The sequence below is a fragment of the Rahnella inusitata genome (assembly GCF_965118895.1).
Classification (GTDB): Bacteria; Pseudomonadota; Gammaproteobacteria; order Enterobacterales; family Enterobacteriaceae; genus Rahnella; species Rahnella inusitata_A.
On record NZ_CBCPJJ010000009.1, the window covers coordinates 576,314 to 597,894 of the forward strand.

At 53.0% G+C, this 21,581-nt stretch carries 21 protein-coding genes and 1 tRNA gene; 8 read left to right on the forward strand and 14 right to left on the reverse strand.

From position 1 onward, the window contains the following. Positions 1–12 precede the first annotated feature (12 nt). From ACMHLI_RS10605 to rutA, 8 genes are all read right to left on the reverse strand, one after another. Positions 13–1,653, reverse strand: a complete 1,641-nt coding sequence (locus ACMHLI_RS10605) for a TIGR04028 family ABC transporter substrate-binding protein (protein WP_413529422.1) — start codon at positions 1,651–1,653, stop codon at positions 13–15. Between the two features lie 236 nt (positions 1,654–1,889). Continuing rightward, entirely contained in the window at positions 1,890–3,236 is a 1,347-nt protein-coding gene (gene rutG / locus ACMHLI_RS10610; RefSeq protein ID WP_413529423.1) for a pyrimidine utilization transport protein G, read from the reverse strand. A 24-nt stretch (positions 3,237–3,260) separates the two neighbouring features. After that, positions 3,261–3,824, reverse strand: a complete 564-nt coding sequence (gene rutF, locus ACMHLI_RS10615; RefSeq protein ID WP_413529424.1) for an NADH-dependent FMN reductase RutF — start codon at positions 3,822–3,824, stop codon at positions 3,261–3,263. Between the two features lie 29 nt (positions 3,825–3,853). After that, positions 3,854–4,444, reverse strand: coding sequence for a malonic semialdehyde reductase (locus ACMHLI_RS10620; RefSeq protein WP_413529425.1), 591 nt, complete (start codon positions 4,442–4,444; stop codon positions 3,854–3,856). Further along, positions 4,429–5,268, reverse strand: coding sequence for a pyrimidine utilization protein D (rutD, locus tag ACMHLI_RS10625; protein ID WP_413529426.1), 840 nt, complete (start codon positions 5,266–5,268; stop codon positions 4,429–4,431). Before rutD ends, ACMHLI_RS10620 begins: the two co-directional genes overlap by 16 nt. A gap of 9 nt (positions 5,269–5,277) precedes the next feature. Continuing rightward, a complete protein-coding gene (rutC, locus tag ACMHLI_RS10630; RefSeq protein WP_413529427.1) occupies positions 5,278–5,667 on the reverse strand; it encodes a pyrimidine utilization protein C in 390 nt (129 codons plus the stop codon). A 25-nt stretch (positions 5,668–5,692) separates the two neighbouring features. Continuing rightward, positions 5,693–6,460: a pyrimidine utilization protein B gene (gene rutB, locus ACMHLI_RS10635; RefSeq protein WP_413529428.1), complete on the reverse strand. Its 768-nt coding sequence runs from the start codon at positions 6,458–6,460 to the stop codon at positions 5,693–5,695. Next, positions 6,460–7,551, reverse strand: coding sequence for a pyrimidine utilization protein A (gene rutA / locus ACMHLI_RS10640; RefSeq protein ID WP_413529429.1), 1,092 nt, complete (start codon positions 7,549–7,551; stop codon positions 6,460–6,462). The genes rutB and rutA overlap by 1 nt, the downstream gene beginning before the upstream one ends. 427 nt (positions 7,552–7,978) lie before the next feature. Between rutA and rutR the strand changes: the two genes are divergently transcribed. After that, complete coding sequence (gene rutR / locus ACMHLI_RS10645) at positions 7,979–8,659, forward strand: HTH-type transcriptional regulator RutR (protein WP_413529538.1); 681 nt, start codon at positions 7,979–7,981, stop codon at positions 8,657–8,659. 10 nt (positions 8,660–8,669) lie between these two features. Continuing rightward, entirely contained in the window at positions 8,670–9,659 is a 990-nt protein-coding gene (locus ACMHLI_RS10650) for a metal-dependent hydrolase (RefSeq protein WP_413529430.1), read from the forward strand. Positions 9,660–9,716: 57 nt separating this feature from the next. On the opposite strand, the gene cycA is transcribed toward ACMHLI_RS10650, so the two are convergent. Further along, on the reverse strand, positions 9,717–11,117 hold the full coding sequence (cycA, locus tag ACMHLI_RS10655) for a D-serine/D-alanine/glycine transporter (protein WP_413529431.1): 1,401 nt from the start codon (positions 11,115–11,117) through the stop codon (positions 9,717–9,719). 368 nt (positions 11,118–11,485) lie between these two features. Here cycA and ACMHLI_RS10660 point away from each other — a divergent pair. Continuing rightward, a tRNA-Lys gene (locus ACMHLI_RS10660) sits at positions 11,486–11,561 on the forward strand. 267 nt (positions 11,562–11,828) lie between these two features. On the opposite strand, the gene ACMHLI_RS10665 is transcribed toward ACMHLI_RS10660, so the two are convergent. Next, positions 11,829–12,077, reverse strand: coding sequence for a hypothetical protein (locus tag ACMHLI_RS10665; RefSeq protein ID WP_413529432.1), 249 nt, complete (start codon positions 12,075–12,077; stop codon positions 11,829–11,831). Between the two features lie 227 nt (positions 12,078–12,304). Between ACMHLI_RS10665 and ACMHLI_RS10670 the strand changes: the two genes are divergently transcribed. Beyond that, a complete protein-coding gene (locus ACMHLI_RS10670; RefSeq protein ID WP_413529433.1) occupies positions 12,305–12,718 on the forward strand; it encodes a hypothetical protein in 414 nt (137 codons plus the stop codon). A 56-nt stretch (positions 12,719–12,774) separates the two neighbouring features. Here the strand turns inward: ACMHLI_RS10670 and ACMHLI_RS10675 are convergent, their stop codons facing one another. Continuing rightward, the gene (locus tag ACMHLI_RS10675; protein WP_413529434.1) at positions 12,775–14,541 is read right to left on the reverse strand and encodes an EAL domain-containing protein; all 1,767 of its coding nucleotides are present in this window, start codon (positions 14,539–14,541) and stop codon (positions 12,775–12,777) included. A gap of 228 nt (positions 14,542–14,769) precedes the next feature. On the opposite strand from ACMHLI_RS10675, the gene leuA reads away from it, so the two are divergent. Beyond that, positions 14,770–16,440: a 2-isopropylmalate synthase gene (gene leuA / locus ACMHLI_RS10680; RefSeq protein WP_413529435.1), complete on the forward strand. Its 1,671-nt coding sequence runs from the start codon at positions 14,770–14,772 to the stop codon at positions 16,438–16,440. On the opposite strand, the gene ACMHLI_RS10685 is transcribed toward leuA, so the two are convergent. The 3 genes from ACMHLI_RS10685 to ACMHLI_RS10695 form a co-directional block, all read right to left on the reverse strand. Beyond that, positions 16,409–17,185 carry an AraC family transcriptional regulator gene (locus ACMHLI_RS10685; protein WP_413529436.1) on the reverse strand — a complete coding sequence of 259 codons (777 nt, stop codon included), beginning with the start codon at positions 17,183–17,185 and terminating at the stop codon, positions 16,409–16,411. The two genes, leuA and ACMHLI_RS10685, sit on opposite strands and share 32 nt — an antisense overlap. A gap of 3 nt (positions 17,186–17,188) precedes the next feature. Continuing rightward, positions 17,189–17,359: a hypothetical protein gene (locus ACMHLI_RS10690; RefSeq protein ID WP_413529437.1), complete on the reverse strand. Its 171-nt coding sequence runs from the start codon at positions 17,357–17,359 to the stop codon at positions 17,189–17,191. 105 nt (positions 17,360–17,464) lie between these two features. After that, positions 17,465–17,689, reverse strand: coding sequence for a DUF2594 family protein (locus ACMHLI_RS10695; protein ID WP_413529438.1), 225 nt, complete (start codon positions 17,687–17,689; stop codon positions 17,465–17,467). Between the two features lie 795 nt (positions 17,690–18,484). Between ACMHLI_RS10695 and uvrY the strand changes: the two genes are divergently transcribed. From uvrY to pgsA, 3 genes are read left to right on the forward strand one after another with little or no spacing between them, the layout of a single operon-like run. Continuing rightward, a complete protein-coding gene (gene uvrY, locus ACMHLI_RS10700) occupies positions 18,485–19,141 on the forward strand; it encodes a UvrY/SirA/GacA family response regulator transcription factor (protein ID WP_112167220.1) in 657 nt (218 codons plus the stop codon). Further along, on the forward strand, positions 19,134–20,969 hold the full coding sequence (gene uvrC, locus ACMHLI_RS10705) for an excinuclease ABC subunit UvrC (RefSeq protein WP_413529439.1): 1,836 nt from the start codon (positions 19,134–19,136) through the stop codon (positions 20,967–20,969). The genes uvrY and uvrC overlap by 8 nt, the downstream gene beginning before the upstream one ends. A gap of 56 nt (positions 20,970–21,025) precedes the next feature. Then, positions 21,026–21,574 (forward strand): CDP-diacylglycerol--glycerol-3-phosphate 3-phosphatidyltransferase, encoded by a 549-nt coding sequence (gene pgsA, locus ACMHLI_RS10710; RefSeq protein WP_413529440.1) that lies wholly within the window; start codon positions 21,026–21,028, stop codon positions 21,572–21,574. Positions 21,575–21,581: the final 7 nt, after the last annotated feature.

Consider the following 21,581-nt stretch of genomic DNA (forward strand, 5'->3'; position numbering starts at 1 on the left):
CACTCCTGCCTGTTAATGCTTTTCCAGCCATGCGCCGTAGAAGCTCGGACGACCAACGGCTTCGAAATTCACGCCTTTCAGATACGGCGCACCGGCAAACACCTGCGGCTCTTCGAAAATGGGAATGATGTACGCCTGATCGAGCAGGTAGTTCTGCACGTCAGCGGTCAGCGCCAGACGTTTTTGCGGATCCACTTCTGCCGAAATAGCGGTCAGCAGGTCGTTAAGTTTGTCGTCGCGGAAACTTTTCACCTTGCTGCTCAGGCCACCTTTTTGCAGCAGCGCATCTCGGTTAGTCGGGTAGAAAGAACTTTTGATGACATCGGGATCGGCGCGTCCCACTTCGACGACGTTAGCCGGTGTTTTTTCCGGATCCAGGTTATCCGCCACGCGGCTGCCTGCGTCACCGGCCAGAATGTTCAGCTTCGCGCCGACCTGGCTCCACTGCTGGGAAACCAGCTGCAACACCTCTTTGTTCTGCGGCTGCGGCAGGGATTCATAAATCGTCAGCGCCAGCGTTTTGCCATCTTTCTGACGGATGCCATTCGCGCCCGGTTTCCAGCCCGCTTCGTCGAGCAGCTTTTTGGCAAGCGTCGGGTCATAAGTCAGCTTATGGCTGAGATCGACGTAACCGGCGGCGGTTTTGGCAATGACAGAGGTGGCCTGCGGATAGTTTGGCGAGAAGAGGGTATCGACCACCTGTTTGCTGTTGGTGGCATGCAGCAGTGCCTGACGGACTTTGAGATCAGCGACCAGCGCGTTATCCGGGCGGAACGCGATGCCGTCGTTCACGCCCTTGGTTGGCGCGGCATAAATCGGGAAGTTCTGCTCTTTGGCCTGTTTTTCGTCATACGCCTGAACCTGACGGATGAAATCCGCCTGACCCGCCAGCAGCGCGCCGATGCGCACGCTGTCTTCGCCGGTGACGATCACTTTAATGCCGTCAAGATTGGCGCGGCCCTGCTGTTTGAGATTTTTCGGCCCCCAGTTGTACTCTTTGCGCGCGGTCAGATCGACTTCACGTCCGAGGGTTTCTTTGCTCACCACAAACGGGCCGGAGCCGATGATGTGTGTCGCATCGCCCAGCGCATCAAAATTGCGGTTCAGCGTGCTCAGTGAAACCAGCCCCGAGCCAATGGTGGCCGTCCCTTGCAGGAAGCCCGGAGAGGATTTTTTGAAATAGAACTTCACGGTCAGCGGATCGATCACTTCGCTGTGGTCGTAATTATTGATGACTTCGGACACCGGCAGATGATGCTCTTTGTTGCCCAGACCGTAGGTATCAAAGTTTTTGGCGACCGCGTTGGCGTCGAGCGGCGTGCCGTCGGAGAAAGTCACGCCCGGACGCAGTTTGAAGGTGTACTCGGTTTTGTCCGCGTTAAACGTCCAGGATTCAGCGATCCAGGGTTCCACTTCCAGCGTCTGCGGATTCTGATAAGTCAGTTTATCGGTGATCTGATTGAGAATGCCGCCGTTCGGGTAGAAACCGCCCGCCGGAGGATAAAGGTTGGTGTGTGCCTGCTGTTCGAGATAAATCAGTGTTCCGCCCTGAACCGGTGCGCCGTCGGCGGCAAATACGGTGGACGTGCTGGCGAGAAGAATCCCTAAAGCCAGTGCGCGAGCGATGGCGCTTTTCCGGCGAATGTTTTGCATAGTTAACCCTTTTCTTATAGGCAGATGAATCACTTTTCCGTTCTCATAGAACGAAAGTGCTGGATCCATAACAAACCAATTTAAAGGGCAGGTGAACGAAGGAAATCTGCATTGCTTAGCTGGAAAACAGGAATGGGGAGGACAGAAAGAAAAAAACCAGCGGCTAATCCGGACGGGTGGACCGGCTAACCGCTGGCGATCATCAAAAATGATGAGCTAAGGAGAAACTGAGGTCGTCAGTGATCTTTTAATGCAGCTTCTGTGCCAGTTTCTGAAACAGGCAACGTTTTTTCTTTGTTGCTGCGACTCAGGAAGGCATTGAGCAGGATTGCGCCGAAAGTTGCCGTGCCGATACCGCCCATACTGAAACCGCCAAGGCTCAGGGTAAAGTTGCCTGCGCCCAGTACCAGCGTCACCGCGACCATGATCAGATTGCCGTTAAGACCCAGATCCACCTGGTTTTGTACCCAGATGCGCGCGCCCGCTACCGCAATCAAGCCGAACACTACAATCGACGCGCCGCCAAGTACCGGGCCGGGAATGGTGTGGATCAGTGCACCAAATTTGGGCGAGAAGCCCAACACGATGGCAACAACGGCTGCTGCAACGAAAATCAGCGTGGAGTAAATTTTGGTGACCGCCATGACGCCGATGTTTTCCGCGTAAGTGGTGACGCCGGTACCGCCCGCCGAGGCGGAAAGTAACGTCGCCAGACCGTCGCCGACAAATGCGCGGCCCATATACGGGTCGAGGTTTTTGCCGGTCATACCGGCGACCGCTTTAATGTGGCCGAGGTTTTCTGCCACCAGAATCACCGCCACCGGCGCTATCATCAGCATGGCGTGCGAGCTGAACACCGGCGTGGTAATGGTTGGAACGCCAAACCATGGCGCCTGCGCCACGGCAGAGAAGTCTACCGGCGCGCCGAGCCCCAGTCCGTTGGTCACTACCATGTAAATCAGGTACGCGGCGATTAGGCCGAGTAACAGCAACAGGCGTTGCACCAGACCGCGCGTGAACACGGCGACAGAGCCGATGCACAGCACGGTCACCACCGCCATCCAGCTGTCAAAAGAAGAGGCAGACACGCTGTTGATGGCGATGGGCGCGAGGTTCAGACCTATCGCCATCACTACCGCACCGGTCACCACCGGCGGCATCAGGCGTTCAATCCAGCGCGTGCCCACCGCCATTACCACAAAGCCTATCAGCGTATACACCACGCCGCAGGCAATAATCCCGCCTAGCGCCACGCCGATATTCGGGTTGGCGCCGTGGCCGCTGTAGCCGGTCACCGCGATCACCAGCCCGACAAATGCCGCGCTGGAACCGAGATAACTGGGAACGCGCCCGCCGACCACCAGGAAGAACAGCAGGGTGCCGATGCCTGACATCAGGATCGCCATATTGGCGTCGAAACCCATCAGCAGGGGCATCAGTACCGTGGCACCAAACATTGCCACCGTATGTTGCAGCCCCATCACCACGGTCGGCCCTAACGGCAGCCGCTCTTCCGGAGCGATCACTGCGCCATCTAAATTGCCTTCTCTTTTACGCCATGTTGGAAAGTAAGTGTTTGCCATGCTGTGTTCCCTAATCAGGTTAAATTAACAGGCAGACTGACGCATCAGCGGGTGATAGCGGCGGTCGAAATACACCAGTCCGTGGCGTTCGTCGTTACGTCGCAGCGCGACGGCTTCACAGATAAGAATGTCATGGGTACCGACGGTGGTAACCTGTGTGACTTTGCAGTCAAACGACACCAGTGCATCGGTCAGAACGGGCGATCCGGTGGCAAGGCGTGCCCACTCGGCGGCTTCGAAGCGTTGCTCCATGGGCGTTTTTCCGCCGAACAGGTTGGACAACGATTCATGGCAATCCGCCAGCGTGTTCACGCACAGCACCTGATTCTCCTTAAACACCGGGTACACCGAGGCGGAACGGTTGAGGCATACCAGCAACGTTGGCGGTGAGTCGGTGACGCTGCACACGGCGGAGGCGGTGAATCCGGCACGGCCTGCGTGGCCGTCGGTAGTGATGATGTTCACGGCGGAACCGAGGTGCGCCATTGCATCGCGGTACTCCATTTTGTCGACGGCAGCTTTTTTCTCAACGGCGTTGGGCGTGGCGGGTGCAACAGGTAAATCCACAGCATTCAGGGTGGTTTGCATGATCGGATCCTCAGAGTTCTGTCAGTGACTTACAGCACGCGGCAGGCGCGGTCGAAATCAAGTCGCGGCGCGCGCGGATACACTTTGCTGGTATCGCCGTAACCGATGTTAATCAGAAAATTGGATTTCCAGCCGGTGTCCGCCAGGAAGGTTTCATCCACTTTGGCATTGTCAAAACCGGACATCGGGCCGGTATCGAGCCCCAGCGAGCGGCAAGCGAGGATCAGGTACGCTGCCTGCAAACTGCTGTTGCGAAACGCCGTAGCGTGCGCCAGTTCCGGGCTGGAGGTGAACCACGACCGGGCATCGCCGGAGGGGAACAGTTCGGGCAGCAGCTCATAAAACGCCGGATCCCAGGCAACGATCGCCGTAACCGGCGCGGTCAGGGTTTTTTTCAGATTTCCGCTGGATAACGCCGGTGCCAGTTTCTCTTTGGCTTGCGCGCTCTGAATAAACACGATGCGCACCGGGCTGCAGTTGGCGGAGGTCGGCCCCATGCGTGCCAGATCATAAATTGTTTTCAGCTGTTCACCGGTGACCGGTTTGTTCTGCCAGCCATTGTGGGTGCGGGCTTCGGTGAATAAAGTCGCCAGTGCGCTGGCGGTTAATGCTTCGGCCATGATGTCTCCGTGGGCAGGCGGCTGGACGGTGTGGCCGTGTTTTGCGATGAATGCCGTAGCAGCCAGTCCAGTAAAATAGGGTTAAACGTATCGGGATCGGTCACGCTCATTGCATGGCCGCCGTATAACATTTGCGTGTGTTCGCCGTTGGGCAAACGGGCGGCGAGATCGGCGGAACGCATCCACGGCACCAGCAAATCATCCTTGCAGCTCAATGCCAGCGTCGGGGCGATCACCTGCCCGAGCGTTTCGCTCAGATCGGATGCCATCAGCGCCTGTAAGCGGTGCAGCAGGTTTTCCATCCCCTGAAAATTCGCCACCTGATGCTGGCGCTCCTCTTGCAACAATGCTTCGTTTTCAGAAAGCCAGTCGCCGGGATACAGAAACAGCGGCTGCGCCTGCACGTAGGCGTCGACGCCGCTGTTGAGCAGCAGATTCTGGCGTACTTCAAAGCAGCGGCGGGTCTGGCTGTCGAGCTTTGTCCAGCCGTTGATCACCACCAGGCTTTGCAGCAGCGCCGGATAACGCAGGGCCAGGTGCAGGCCGATAATGCCGCCAAGCGCGTGACCGACCAGATGACAGCGGCTGACGTCCAGTTCGTTGAGCAGCCCTGCCAGTTCGTCCGCCATATCTTCCATCCGGTAACCGGCAGGGACGCTGCCCTGACTGACGCCGGTGCCGTGTTGGTCATAGACCACCACGCGGAAATGCGCATTCAGCATCGGGAGTTGTGGCTGCCAGAAACTGCCCGAACCGCCGAGGCCGGAGGAGAGAACGACGGTTTCGGCATCTGCATTTTTCTTACCTGACACCTTGTAATACATAGCGTTACCTCATTGCTTACCGAGATGAGCAATCGACGCGATTTCAATCAGTGCACCAGGTTTGACCAGCCCGCACTGAATGCAGAACCGCGCCGGTTTTTCGCCGGGGAAATACTCCGCGTAAACCAGATTCACCGCCGCGTAGTTCGCCCAGTCGGTGATGAAAATCGAGTTCATGGTGACGTCATCCATCGTGCCGCCCGCGGTTTCAATCACGCTTTTAATGATCTCCAGCACATGGCGGGTTTGTGCCGCGGCGTCTCCCAGATGCACGACGTTATTGTCTTTATCGAACGGCAGCGTGCCGGAGACATACACCACGCCATCGGCCAGCGTGCCCGGAACAAAAGGTGCCAGAGGAACGCCGGTACCGGCTGGGATAATTGCACTTTTAGGCATACGAATTTTCCTTATCTGCTGCCGGTCAGGCTGCGTTTTGTTCAGATTTGTAACCCACCGCATCGCAGAAACTGCGTACGTCCGACACCCAGCCGAAGAAGGTTTCGATATTGTAGATCGCCGCTTTTTGCGCAAACTCCGGGCCGGCCTGATGGGTAGCGTCTTCCAGTACCACGCCGAAATACTCAAGGAAGAAACCGTCGCGCAGCGTGGATTCAACGCACACGTTGGTAGCGATGCCGGTGAAGACCAGATGATGAATGCCGTAGCTGCGCAGCAGGCTGTCGAGTTGAGTGTTGAAGAACCCGCTGTAACGCGGTTTTGGCAGCACGATATCGCCTGGCTGCGGCTGGAGTTCATCCACCAAATCGTAATCCCAGTCGCCTTTCGCCAGCAGTTTGCCCATCAGCTCAGGGCGCTTGCGCATGGTTTTCAGTGCATTGGATTTGTGGAAGTTGGGCGAACCTGGACCGCCTGCTTCGACGTACTGATTGTCCCAGCCGTTCTGGAAGAAAATCACTTTAATGCCCGCGGCACGCGCGGCGGTAATCGCCACTTTGATGTTGGCAATCACCGGTGCAGTGGCGGAAACGTCAAAACCTGCCAGATCAAGATAGCCGCCCTGTGACGCGTAAGCATTCTGCATATCCACGACGATCAACGCCGTTTGCTGCGGGGTGAAGGCGATGGCTTCCGGACGGGCAGTGAGAATAGTTTCATCGCCGGTATTTTTCGGCTCGCGGCGGACAACCGTCTGATTTTCAACCGCTTTAGGTTTCTCAAAAACAGTCATTACGCGACCTCTTTCTGTTCTGCCGCGATATGCTGGCGGGTTTTCATTAATGGCTGAATGTAGCGGCCGAAGTTTTCAATGCCTTCGACGAAATCATCAAAGGTCAGCAGAATGCCTTCTGCGCCAGGCACGGTGTCGATTTCATCGAGCATTTTGGCGACGCTGGCGTAAGAACCGACCAGCGTGCCCATGTTGATATTGACCGCAGAAGTCGGGTCAGCCATCTGGCGCACGTTGGTGTCCGCACCGGATTTAGTATCTTTGCTGCTCTGATCGGTGAGCCATGCCAGCGCATCGGCATCGGCGCCGGATTTATACAGCTCCCATTTGGCGCGGGCGGCGGCGTCGGTTTCATCGGCGATAATCATAAACAGCACGTAAGAAGAGACGTCGCGACCTTCGGCTTCTGCGGCGGTTTTCATACGGGCGGCGGTCGGTGCGAAAGCGGTCGGCGTGTTGACGCCTTTGCCGAAGCAGAAGTTGAAGTCAGCGTGTTTGGCGGAGAACGCCATGCCTGCGTCGCTTTGTCCGGCGCAGATGACTTTCATTTCGGCCTGCGGGCGCGGGCTGACGCGGCAGTCGTCCATCTTGAAGAACTCGCCGTCGAGCGTGCAGTGGCCGGTGCCCCACAGATCGCGCAGCACGCTGACGTATTCGGTCAGGTAATCATAGCGGCGGCTGAAATAGTCATCGCCCGGCCACATGCCCATCTGCTCGTATTCCGGTTTCTGCCAGCCGGTGACAACGTTGACGCCAAAACGGCCGTTGGAGATGGAGTCGATAGTCGCCGCCATGCGTGCCACGATAGCCGGTGGCATCACCAGTGTGGCGGCTGTGGCGTAGAGCTGGATGCGGGAGGTCACGGCGGCGAGGCCTGCCATCAACGTGAACGACTCCATATTGTGTTCCCAGAACTCGGTTTTGCCGCCGAAGCCACGCAGTTTGATCATCGACAGCGCGAAATCGAAATTGTAGTGCTCGGCTTTTTGCACGATGGTTTTGTTCAGTTCGAAAGTCGGTTTGTACTGCGGCGCGGTTTCAGAAATCAACCAGCCGTTGTTACCGATAGGAATAAAGACGCCGATTTTCATAGCTCACCTCATGACAGATTTTTGAAAATTAGAGATCAAAACAAGGGCTTGCGAAATTCTCTGCGCGGCTTGAGTGCGTCCTGCGGGTTCCGAATTGCACCGGGCTGAAATTTCCTGACGTGAGGACTATTGCAAAGGGGATGCCACTTTTATAATCGCCATGATATTCAGTAAGTTAAAAAATCATTTCGGTTTGAGGTGGAGCAGATGGTCTATTTCAGACCATCTGGTCAAAACTAACTGCACGTAAATCAGGCAGGATTGAACAGAAATGGTGCAAATTTGTTAAATTTATAGTCCTTTGTGGTTGTGTGGTGTTAGATAACATGTTGCGTTCATCATGCGGATGCATAGCGATAGTCGCTTCTATCCCCATTTGTTATGATTTCTGCCTTGCCGTTTGTCTCAGGGAGACATTGTGAAGCCAATGGATGAACATCCGCAGCCTGCCGACGGGAGAAATCACACCCGTAAAGCCGCAGCGAAAGCCCCGACGCGACGTTCGCGCGCCGTCGCCGCCAAGCGTGGCAATATCATGGCGGCGGCGTTGGAATTTTTTTCGTTGTACGGTATTCATGGCACCAGCCTGGATCAGGTCGCCGAGCGCGCCGACGTCTCGAAAACCAATCTGCTGTACTACTTTCCGTCGAAGGAGGATTTGTATATCGCGGTGCTGAAAGGCCTGCTCGATATCTGGCTGGCGCCCCTGAAAGCGTTGCAGTCGGATCAGCATCCGCTGGAAGCGATCCGCGAATACATTCGCCTCAAGCTGTGTGTTTCACGCGACCATCCGCAGGCTTCGCGCCTGTTCTGTCTGGAGATGGTACAGGGCGCGCCGCTGCTCAGGCAGGAACTCGGCGGCAGCCTGAAAACGCTGGTGGAAGATAAATCTGACGTGATCCGAGGCTGGATAAAAGACCAGTTAATCGCGCCGGTTGATCCGATGCAGCTGATATTTATGCTGTGGGCGACGACCCAGCATTATGCGGATTTCGGTGTGCAGGTCGAAGCCATCACCGGCAAAACGCTCAACGATCCTGAGTTCTTCGAGCAGACCGTGAGTAACGTGCAGCGCATTATTACCGAAGGTATACAGCTTCGGGCTTAAAGAGGTCAGGATGGATTCGGTATCACAATTAGTCTTGGGCGCTGCGGTAGGTATCGCGGTGATGGGCAAACGCGTACCGGTGTGGAAGGCTGCGCTGGCGGGTGCGGTGTGCGGAACCTTGCCGGATCTCGACGTGTTTTACGATCACGGTGACGCCATCAGCAATATGACGCTGCACCGCACGGAGAGCCACGCGCTGTTTTATCTGACGCTGGTGTCCCCGCTGATTGCCTGGCTGATGGCCAGACTGTTCAGCGCCGGGCAGCATTTCCGGTACTGGTGGGGCGCGGTCTGGCTGGCGCTGATTACGCATCCGCTGCTGGATCTGATGACCGTCTACGGTACGCAGCTTGGCCTGCCGTTTACCAATACGCCGTTTGCAGTCGGCAGCATCTTCATCATTGATCCGCTCTATACCTTGCCGATGATTATCGGCGTCGGGCTAGCCCTGTATCGTGAACGTCAGCGCGGCATTGTCTGGAACAACGTGCTGTTGGGCGTAAGCTGCCTGTATCTGGCCTGCACCGTGGTCGAACAACATCAGGTGACGGTGCACGTCGGCGATGAGCTTCAACGCCAGAACATCGAAAGTACGCAGGTTCTGGTGACCCCGACGCCGCTCAATACGCTGGTCTGGCGCGTGGTGGTGATGACCAAAGATAGCTACGGTGAAGGATTCACTTCGTTGCTGCACCCTGACTCGCCGATCCGTTTCCGCTTTTATCCTCGCGGCGAAGCGTTATATGAAGCCCACAAAGACAACGCATTTCTGGCGCGCGTCGCCTGGTTCAGCCACGGCTTCTTCAGCGTAAAACAGCAGGGCGACCATATTCTGGTCAGCGATTTACGCATGGGGCAGGAGCCAGATTACAGTTTTGTGTTCGATCTCGGCGACATGAACCCCGGTGTACCACCGGCGTTACCGGTGAAAGTCGCTTCGGCGAGGCCATCAGCGACCAAAATGCTGCAACAATTTTGGCAGGCGTTAGAGGTGGAATGAAGAAAAAAGGAGCTCATGTTGGCTCCTTTGTTTTATCTGGCGGTGGGTGATTTCTGCTCAGGCAGTACGGTTGCGGCAACGCAGCCAGTAGCCAATTCCCAGAATCACGAACCACAGCGGTGTGACCATCAGCGCCTGACGGGTGTCATCCTGCAGGGTCAGCAGCACCAGTACGCAGGCGAAGAATGCCATGCAGACCCAGCACATCAGCTTGCCCAGCGGCATTTTGTAGATTGACGCTTCGTGCAGCTGAGGGCGTTTACGACGATAGACCAGATACGAGCAGAGGATGATGGTCCAGACGAACATAAACAAGATTGCGGATACGGTGGTGACCAGCGTGAAGACCGTCATCACGTTCGGGATCAGGTAAATCAGCACCACACCGCCCAGCAGGCAGATGCAGGAGAAGGTCAGACCGTTCGACGGCACCGCGCGTGAGGAGAGTTTGCCGAACGCTTTCGGCGCATTGCCTTCCTGCGCTAAGCCAAACAACATGCGGCTGGTGGAGAAGACGCCGCTGTTGGCAGAAGACGCGGCGGAGGTCAGCACTACAAAGTTAATGATACTCGCCGCAGCCGGCAGACCCGCCAGAACGAACAGTTCAACAAACGGGCTTTTATCCGCCACGACGTGGCTCCACGGCGTCACTGACATGATCATGATTAACGAGAAAACGTAAAACATGATGATGCGCAGCGGAATGGCATTGATGGCGCGCGGCAGGGATTTCTGCGGATCTTTGGTTTCGGCGGCGGTAGTCCCAACCAGTTCGATACCCACGAACGCAAACACCGCGATCTGGAAGCCGGCGAAGAAGCCACTAATGCCTTTGGGGAAGAATCCGCCGTCATTCCACAGATTGCTGAAGGAAGCAACGGTGCCGGTTGGCGTCTGGAAGTGGGTCAGTACCATCACCAGCCCGGCGATGATCAGCCCGACGATGGCGACGATTTTGATCATCGCGAACCAGAATTCCATCTCACCAAACATTTTTACCGTGGCGAGATTCAGGCTAAGTAACAGTAAAACGCACAGCAAAGAGGCGATCCACTGCGAGAGTCCGGGGAACCAGAACTGCGCATAAGCGGTAATGGCCACAACGTCGGCAATGCCGGTGACGACCCAGCAGAACCAGTAGGTCCAGCCGGTAAAATAGCCGGCCCACGGGCCGAGCAGGTCGGCGGCGAAGTCGCTGAAGGATTTGTATTCGAGGTTGGACAGCAGTAATTCGCCCATCGCACGCATCACGAAAAACAGCATAAAGCCGATGATCATGTACACGAAGATGATAGAAGGACCCGCCAGGCTGATGGTTTTGCCGGATCCCATGAACAGACCCGTGCCGATGGCACCACCAATAGCAATCAGCTGGATGTGCCGGTTGGAGAGATTGCGCCGCAGACCTTCGGCGTTCTCTTCCTCCGGCTGTGTGAGGATTTTTGACTCGTCTTGCATGTTGTATAGATTCCTGTTTTTTGCTTTTGCGTATGAACTCCGCCATATCGCATTCATTTCAACAAATTAAGATTTGAAACGCGTTTTTTGACCGCCGCGGGGAACGACAGCGACGGTCTGTCGATGTAATAGTAATGTTAAGTGCGTATTTATTATAACTGGCATGAAAAATGCCAACCGGGAAAATGTATCGTAATTTTTACATCGGGGATAATTGCGTGTTAATTAATCAGGTGAGCATTATTGCACAAAGAATAATACCGCTTTTGCTTGTGATGAGCTTCACAATTCTCATTTCGAATAACGACAAAAAAAGTAGGGATAAGCGTTTGACATCACCGGCCAACAGGCGAATAATCCGTTCCGTTGGGTCGTTAGCTCAGTTGGTAGAGCCGTTGACTCTTAATCAATTGGTCGCTGGTTCGAACCCAGCACGACCCACCAACATTCAATAAATCAAAGCAATAATCTCTTTCCTCCTTGATTTTTTTCTGCCTCTCCCGGCCTTTTCTTGACAGCAATATTTGATTTCAACCTCAGTCAAAATAATGACGATTTTCTGACGAAAATAACGTCGGAGAACCTGTATATATTCGAGCCACAGAGTAGGATTATTTTAGATATCGCAATGACTTGCAAAAGGGAAATAGAAGAAAGCGGAGAGTTGGGCCTCACAGATTGAGGCCGTAACAGGGAGAACGGGTTCGAAAATCAATACATAATGGTCGTATTCGGTTTATTGCCGTTTTTTAATTGTTTTTGTACCCGCATGCACAGGCTAAAAATCAGCAGATGGACGTGGGTAATAAAAGCGCGCTCTTCGGTAAACTGACTGCTGCGAAAGACCACCATTTCCGAACGATTCTGTTTGGCAACCAGCAGCTCAATGCCTTTCTCGCGAAACTCGTCTTCATAGGTCTTTACGATCCCGGCGGGGGCGATAAGTGTGTAGCTGTACATAGATGCTTCCTGAATCTGGTTGAACGTCTCATCGGATAAATCCTAATAAGACTATCAAATACCAGCGGACGGTGATTAGCAATTCGGGTGGCTGATTTTCATACTAACGTCACAGATTTGTCCCGCTTTTACCTTCTCCCTTTCGTTCGTGCGCAACTCTGGCCGGTTTTTTGTTGCCCGCGCCGCGCACGCTGCTATCATTCGTGCATAAACTCAGGGAGATAACGATGAAAAAAACACTGGTGGCCTTGGCTGCTCTGCTTTTAGCCGGGTGCGCAAGCAATCCTTATGAACCGACCCTTCAGGTCAAATCCTCTTTCGCTAACGCCAGCACTAAAGCGCCGGAAGGGCAGACACACATCAGGTTGCATCGTATCGATCAATGGTCCACGGTGCCGTTTGAGAAAACCTGTCCGCTGATTGTGATTCTGGACGGTCAGACCGTGGCTTCCCTGCATTTTAATCAGTACGTAGATTTAAATGTGCCTAACGGCCAGCGCAAGATTGATGTCCGTGTTGCCTGTGCGCTGACCAAAACTACCGGTTCCATCACCGTAGATGCTAAAGGGCAGAGTATCAGTCTCGAAACCGACCGCAGCATCTTTGGCACCTATTATATTCGTCCCAAAACCGGCGAATAACCGGCATAAAAAATCCGCTTCGGCGGATTTTTTGTTTTTGCTTCTGAAATAGGGAATTAAATATAAGGCTTTGACCATTCAAGAATCTGATCGTGTTGCAACGGACGCGAGAAGTAGAAGCCCTGAACTGAATCACACTGCAACTCCTCCAGACACTGCAACGTGTCATTATCTTCTACGCCTTCCGCGACGACGTGATAGCTGAGCGCATGCGCCATATCAATCATCGATTTCACAATCACTTTGCTCTTAGTGTCACTGCTGATGCCCTGAATCAGCGACTGGTCAAGTTTGAGGATATCGGCGGGGATCTTTTGCAGGTAATTCAGATTACTGTAACCGGAACCAAAATCATCCAGCGCGATACTGATCCCCATATGACGCAGGGCATCCAGAGACGCCACCGCGTGAGGGTTATTCATCAGCGTCTGAGTTTCCAGGCATTCAATCTCCAGCATCGACGGTGATACCTGATGCAGAATAAGTGCCGTATGAATACGCTGCACCAGATCCTGCTCAACCAGATTATTGGCAGTCAAATTGATAGACACCTGAATCTGTGCGCCGGACTTTTGCCATTCTGCTATCTGCATCACCGCCTGCGTGATAACCCAGTTGGTCAGCGGAGTTATCAGCGGCGTTTTTTCCGCCAGAGGAATAAATTCAGACGGTGAAATGATGCCCAGCGTCGGATGTTGCCAGCGGATCAGCGCTTCGACGCCGTGAAATTTTTTATCGGCCAGACGAATTTTTGGCTGATAAAGAAGATGGAAATCCTCACAGGACGCGACCGTAGCCATTAAATCGTTAAGCAGATTAAAGGTGCGCAGCTGGATGACATCTGACTCCTGCTGATACGGCATCACCAGCTGGTTGTGGCTGATGGCTTCGTGGAGGGAAGACATGCCCTGGCGCATAATGGTTTCGGCGCACTCCGACGAAGAGGAAAATACGGTGTAACCGGCGTGCAGACGGACGTTAATCGGGATATCACTGGTAATGCTTTGCGAAATTTTGTTCGCGGCGATTTCTAACTGATTAAAAATCGCTTCCTGATCGTCGAGCGGTTTGATAATGGCGAAACGCCCGAGCATCAGGCTATAGACCTTGTCGTTGCCATTGAGCTCAGTGCGTAAAAAAGATCCCACATCTTTCAGAATATTTTCGACTTTGGGAATGCCGATCGCGCGGCCAATATCGTAGGCATAAAGTGTATCGAGCGTGTCGATCAGAATCAGCAAATACGGCGTGTGGTCTGGCGCTTTGATAAGCATGCCGATGTCTTCCATCAGGCGCTGGCGGTTCGGCAGTCGCGTGACGATATCGACAAACCCGACCGAGCTGCGTGACTCAATGATGTCGATGACGATAGCGGCGAGATCTGACAGCATCTCTATTTCCTGCACGGAAAAGTCACGTGGCTGGTGGTCGATCAGACACAAACTGCCTATAGCAAAGCCTTCACGGGTAATCAGCGGCGCACCGGCATAAAAACGCATTCCTTCATCAGCGGTCACCAGCGGATTTTTGCAAAAACGTGGATCCTGTCCGGCATCGGGGACGATCATCACAGAGGAAGAACGTATGGTGTGGTCGCAAAAGGCGATATCGCGCGCCGTCTGGCTTATCGCCGTATTGGTCTTTGATTTGAACCATTGGCGATGTTCATCGACCAGTGTAATTAAACACACCGGAATATCAAAAATCTGCTGGGTAAGGCGGGTAATTAAATCAAGCACTTCGTCCGGATTGCTGTCAGCAATTTTTAATTTTTGCAGCGCCGAAAGCCGTTTTTTTTCGTTTAGATTCAGAACCCTTTTCATTCTGTACGACCTCTGATCGCCAACCTGGACGCGTTTAGTTATGCACTATAACGTGACTATGATTCATTTATCATTTTCTTTTTGTCCGTTTTGCGAGGGTTGGTGTCAGTTAGCAAGGCGCAGATAGTTATCGTTTGCGTACTATGTTTTTTACAAGACAACGGTATTTACAAAGCAACGGTATTTCGCAACGTAAAGCCGGCAACGACGAATTCTAAGGAGAACCCCATGTTAATCGACCCATCGCATAAATATCGTCCCTTCCCTCCGGTGAATTTACCCGACCGCCAGTGGCCTGGAAATGTGCTGGCTAAGGCACCGCAGTGGTGTTCCAGTGACCTGCGCGATGGTAATCAGGCGCTGGCTGAGCCCATGGACAACACCCGTAAGCGTCAGTTTTTTGATTTACTGATCCGCTGTGGTTTTAAGCAGATTGAGGTTGCGTTTCCCTCGGCGTCGCAAACTGATTTTGATTTTGTTCGCGGTCTGATTGATGACAAGTTAATCCCGGATGACGTGGTGATTCAGGTGCTGACGCCGTCGCGCCCGGACTTAATCGCGCGCACTTTTGAAGCGCTCAAAGATGTACCACGCGCCATCGTGCATTTGTATAACGCTACGGCGCCGGTATTTCGTGAAGTCGTGTTTAATCAGGACAAAGATGCCACGCGCGATCTGGCGGTTCGCGGCGCGCAGCAGATCCGTCAGCTTTGCGAACAATATTCGCAGACCCAGTGGACGTTTGAGTATTCCCCGGAAACCTTCTGTTTTACTGAACTGGAATTTGCGCTGGAGGTGTGTGAAGCGGTCGCCGAAGTCTGGCAGCCAGGCAATGCGCGGCCGATGATCATTAATTTGCCAGCCACCGTGGAAGTCAGCACACCGAACATTTATGCCGATCAGATTGAATGGTTCTGTCGTCATTTCAGCCGCCGCAAACAGGTTTCCATCAGCGTACATCCGCATAATGACCGCGGAACAGGCGTGGCCTGCGCCGAATTGGCGATGCTGGCGGGTGCCGATCGGGTGGAAGGCTGTCTGTTTGGTAACGGCGAGCGTACCGGTAACGTGGATATCGTGACGCTGGCGCTGAACCTTTACACTCAGGGTGTTTCCCCGGAACTGGATTTCAGTAATCTGCAGGCCATCGTCGAAGCGGTTGAAGAATGTAACCAGTTACCAGTGCATCCGCGCCATCCGTACGCAGGAGAACTGGTGTTTACCGCGTTTTCAGGCTCGCATCAGGATGCCATTAAAAAAGGTTTCGCGGCACAAAAAACCGCAGACAATGACCTCTGGCGCGTGCCGTATCTGCCGCTGGATCCCGCCGATGTGGGGTGCAGCTACGAAGCCGTGATCCGGGTGAACAGCCAGTCGGGAAAAAGCGGTGCCGCATGGTTGCTCGAACAGAATCACGGGCTGAAACTGCCGCGCGGTTTGCAGATCGATTTCAGCAAAGCCGTGCAGCGCGACACTGATTCTCACGGCAAAGAAATGAGCACCAGCGACATCTGGCGACTGTTCCGTCAGCGTTACGGACTGACTGATCACCCCGTGGTGAAATTGCTAAGTTATGATATCCGCAGCGACGAGCAGAATGTCTGCCATTTCAACGCGCGTATCCGCTATCGTAATGAAGAACAGCATATTACCGGCAGCGGTAATGGTTTGTTGTCCGGTGCGGTAGATGCGTTGCGCCGCAGTTACGATGTTCAGCTGGAAATCGGCGATTATCACGAACACACGCTGGGACATCAAAGCCACAGCCGGGCAGTCGCGTACGTGAGTTGTCAGGGGAAACTGGGTGAAACGTGCTACGGCGTGGGTATCGACAGTGATGTTTCAAGCGCCTCGTTGCAGGCGTTGTTTAATGCGGCGAGCGGGATTCTGACTGACTAAAATATTCACTTGGCGAGACGCCCAGCGATCGGCGGAACATCGCACTGAAGGCACTCGGGCTGTCGTAGCCGAGTGCCAGCGCCACATCAATCACTGAATTTCCTGCCGCCAGTTGCTGCAAAGCGTCGAGCAATTTTGCCTGACGCACCCAGTCACTGAAACGCAATCCGGTCTCACGCTGAAAGCGACGGGAAAGTGTCCGGCTGCTGATATTCAGCCGCGCAGCAACTTCCTCAAGTTCCCACGAAGCGCTTAAATCACGGCAAATCTGATGGCTAAGCATCAGAAGTTCGGGCTCTTTGGGCTCGGGTAAATACAATGGCAACGTCGGTAACAGACGCAGTTCATCGAGCAGTAATTCCATAATCCGTTCGTCACGGCCACCCGGCAAATAACCGGCGGGGATCGTCAGCGAAACCAAAATGAGTTCTCGCAGCAGCGGGGAAATTTGTACAACCTGACATTGTGCAGGTAAATCCGCACGTGCCAGTGGATCGACAAATAAGGTGCGTGCCTTAACGCCGCCGATAAAGCGCAGGCTGTGTTCGACATGGGCAGGTAACCAGATGCCGCGCCCCGGCGGAACCATCCAGGTGCCGAGCGCGGTATGAACTTCAACAACGCCACAAAGAGTGTGGATCAGTTGTGAACAGCTGTGGCTGTGAGCAGGTTCGCTGTCACCGTGTTGATAATCAATCGCCAGCGGAGCAATGGCCTGATCAGGTGCGAGAAAGGTAGAGTGCATAAATCAGTGGTGCGGATGATTTTTAGCATCTTCGACGGCTTGTTTAGCGTCTTCAGCCGCCTTTTGAACTTCTTCTTCAGTCAGTTGTTCGGAGACTTCAAGCAGTTCTGCCAGCCCGTCGCTGACGTGCACGTCATCTGCTTTACTTTTATTTTCTTTATTATTTTCGCTCATTACGGTTGTCCTGATGAAATATGAAGAGGGGGTAATTATAGCAGAAATCGTGCGGTTACGCGGGTAAGGGGGTGGAGTCCGTCGGGCGACAGACTCCCAAAAACATTACTGACGGTAGGCGAATTTAATTTGCTGCAGGGAGTTTCTGAAGATGGCTGCCTGCTGTTCATCTTCCATCTGTGCGGCATATTTTTCCATGTTCAACATGACCTTACCTGCATCCGCCTGACCGATCGCTTTCAGGATCAGAGTCAGGGTGGCTTTCAGGCAGGCAACTTCTGTCGCCAGGGTTTCAACGTTCGCTTCAGTGGTAAAATCGCAGTTACTCATTATTTCTCCTCAGGCAGGCTGCCAGGCAGCGCTCCCGACTTTATACAGTAAAAAGAAGGGGGTATATCAGCGGGCTCACCCGAAACGGCAGGGTGCAAAGTGACAGCATTTTAGCATAGTCGGCAGCTTTTAGTGCAGTGGCGCACGGGATGCTTTCGAAAAGCATTCAATAGAACGGGCAAAATGAGGAGAGAAATCCGATGAGTTAACACATTTGAAAGTAAGTAAAGAATACTAAACATATTAGGGGATCAGACATTTCACGTGGTCCGCCTGAGTTTATTCTTATAAGTACCGCGACAATTCGTGCTATTGCAAATAATCATTGGGTATATCATAGATATATGAAAGTCGTGATTCGCTGCTTTAATCATCTTTCTATAAAACGTGTTATTTTGAAGGGAACAGTCCCGGCATAGTTATTTTTCACAACAGAATAGATGTAGCTTGATACAGACCTTATTGTTTGATTCAAAATGCCTTTTTTATGTATTATTAATACAGGTGATGAAAGTTCTCATTTACATTCAGCAAACTAGTTTTTTGCAGACATTTCTTGGTCAAGATGGCCTGATAGAGTAAAATGCACGGGCGATATAAATAACCTGAATTCCTGATTTAAAAACACTGCCCTCGTGCGGTAGTGAGGTAAGTTCGTTGATGTTGGCTTTTTATTGCCACCTTCTCTTCTATAAGCTGTCTGCGCACGATATTAATGTTTAACGTGTATGATTGCGTTAAGACAAGCCCGAAGACCCTGACGGTGCGTCGCCCTTATTTTTTGGAGAATTCTCTTTGATTAGCGTTCTTCTTGTTGATGACCACGAATTAGTGCGCGCAGGGATCCGACGCATTCTCGAAGATATCAAAGGCATCAAAGTCGTTGGTGAGGCTCAGTGCGGCGAAGACGCCGTGAAGTGGTGCCGTACTAATGATGTTGATATTGTCCTGATGGATATGAATATGCCGGGTATTGGCGGGCTGGAAGCGACGAAGAAAATCGTGCGTTTCTCGCCGGATATCAAGATTATCATGTTAACTATCTATACTGAAAACCCGCTGCCGGCAAAAGTGATGCAGGCGGGGGCTTCCGGTTATCTGAGCAAAGGTGCTGCACCACAGGAAGTGGTTAACGCCATCCGTTTGGTTGACTCGGGCCAGCGCTATATTGCGTCTGACATCGCTCAGCAAATGGCACTGAGCCAGATTGAGCCTCAGTCTGAAACGCCTTTTGACTCCTTATCTGAGCGTGAATTACAAATCATGCTGATGATTACCAAAGGGCAAAAAGTGAATGAAATTTCAGAACAACTGAACTTGAGCCCGAAGACCGTTAACAGTTATCGTTACAGAATGTTTAGTAAATTAAATATCAGTGGCGATGTCGAGTTAACTCATCTGGCAATCCGTCACGGTTTGTTCAACGCGGAGACTTTATCAGGCAGTGAATGATGAGCGTTTCGACCCTAAAGCCTTTCTGAAAACGGTCACCAGCCAGCCGGGCGTCTACAGGATGTATGACGCCAGCGGCACCGTAATCTATGTAGGTAAAGCTAAAGACCTTAAAAAGCGTCTTGCCAGCTATTTTCGCGTTCAGGTTTCCAGCCGTAAAACGGAAACGCTGGTCAAAAATATCGCGCAAATCGACGTCACCGTGACCCATACGGAAACCGAAGCGCTCCTCCTCGAACATAACTACATCAAGCTGTATCAGCCGCGTTATAACGTGCTGTTGCGTGATGATAAATCCTATCCGCTGATTTTCCTCAGTGCCGATAATCATCCGCGTATTACCGTGCATCGCGGCGCCAAGCACGCTAAAGGCGAATATTTCGGGCCGTTTCCCAACTCCTATGCCGTGCGTGAAACGCTGGCACTGTTGCAGAAACTTTTCCCGATCCGCCAGTGCGAGAACAGCGTTTACAGCAATCGCTCGCGCCCTTGCCTGCAATATCAGATTGGGCGTTGTCTCGGTCCCTGCGTGAAAGGGTTAGTCAGCGAACAGGATTATAAAGATCAGGTGGATTACGTGCGTCTTTTCCTTGAAGGGAAAGATCAGCAAGTGGTCACGCAGCTGGTAAACCGTATGGAAGAGGCCAGCAAGGATTTACGTTTTGAAGATGCCGGACGCATTCGAGATCAAATCCAGGCTGTTCGCCGTGTCACTGAACGTCAGTTCGTGTCGGGTAACAGCGAAGATCTCGACGTTATCGGTGTCGCATTCGAATCAGGCATGGCGTGCCTGCACGTTCTCTTTATTCGTCAGGGCAAAGTGTTGGGCAGCCGCAGCTACTATCCGAAGGTACCGGGCGGTACCGATCTTGGCGAAGTGGTACAGACTTTTGTCGGGCAGTTCTATTTACAGGGTAGTCAGATGCGCACCCTGCCTGGCGAAATCCTCCTGGACTTCAGCCTGCCGGAAAAAGATCTGCTGGCTGATTCTCTGAGTGAGATTGCCGGGCGCAAAGTGCTGATTCAGAGTAAGCCGCGTGGTGACCGTGCCCGCTACCTGAAGCTGGCGCGTACCAATGCCTCCACGGCCCTGACCACGAAACTGGCGCAGCAGTCGACTATTCATCAGCGTCTGGCAGAGCTGGCAAAAACCCTTAATCTTGCGGAAATTAACCGCATGGAATGTTTCGACATCAGCCATACTATGGGCGAGCAAACGGTCGCTTCCTGTGTGGTCTTCGACAATAACGGGCCGGTACGTTCTGAATATCGCCGCTATAACATTACCGGTATCACGCCGGGGGATGATTATGCGGCCATGAAGCAGGTTTTGACGCGTCGATACAGTAAATCACTGGATGAGAAAAAAATTCCTGACGTGATTTTTATCGATGGCGGGAAAGGGCAGCTCGGCATGGCGCTGGATGTGTTTCATTCACTGGATGTGACATGGGATAAATCTAAACCTTTGCTGATCGGTATTGCGAAAGGTGCCGATCGTAAAGCAGGGCTTGAAACGTTATTCTTTGTGCCAGAAGGTGAGGGGATTGCCTTGCCGTCAGATTCACCGGCATTGCACGTTATCCAGCATATTCGTGATGATTCGCATAATCATGCGATCACCGGGCACCGTCAGCGGCGCGCCAAGGTGCGCACAACCAGCGCACTCGAAGAGATTGAAGGCGTCGGGCCGAAACGACGTCAGGTATTACTGAAATATATGGGAGGCATCCAGCCATTACTGAATGCCAGCGTCGAGGAAATTGCACAGGTACCGGGTATTTCGACCGCATTAGCAGAAAAGATTCATAATGCGTTGAAACACTAAAGCCGTTGTAGCAACATACTCATAATATCCAAACTGGACAAACAGTTACCTTCGCTATGCAATTTAATATACCGACGTGCCTTACCCTGTTCCGCGTTGCACTGATCCCTTTCTTCGTGCTCGCCTTTTATCTGCCTTATCCATGGGCATCGATGGCTTGTGCGCTCATTTTCATTTTTGCGGCAATGACTGACTGGCTGGATGGCTACTTGGCCCGTCGCCTGAAGCAAACGACGCGGTTCGGTGCGTTCCTTGATCCTGTGGCCGATAAGGTGATGGTGGCGATTGCCCTGGTGCTGGTCGCGGAGTACTTCCACTCCTGGTGGATAACATTACCGGCTGCCACTATGATCGCTCGTGAAATTATTATTTCTGCCCTGCGCGAGTGGATGGCTGAAATTGGTAAGCGAAGCAGCGTTGCCGTTTCCTGGATTGGTAAGGTCAAGACCACCGCGCAGATGTTATCTCTGGTCGCCTTGTTGTGGCGTCCTGACAACATTGTCGTGGGTGTCGGTGTGGTAGCTCTTTACATCGCGGCAGTGCTGACTTTCTGGTCAATGTTCCAGTATTTGAACGCTGCACGCCACGATTTGCTGGAACCCTGATCAAACT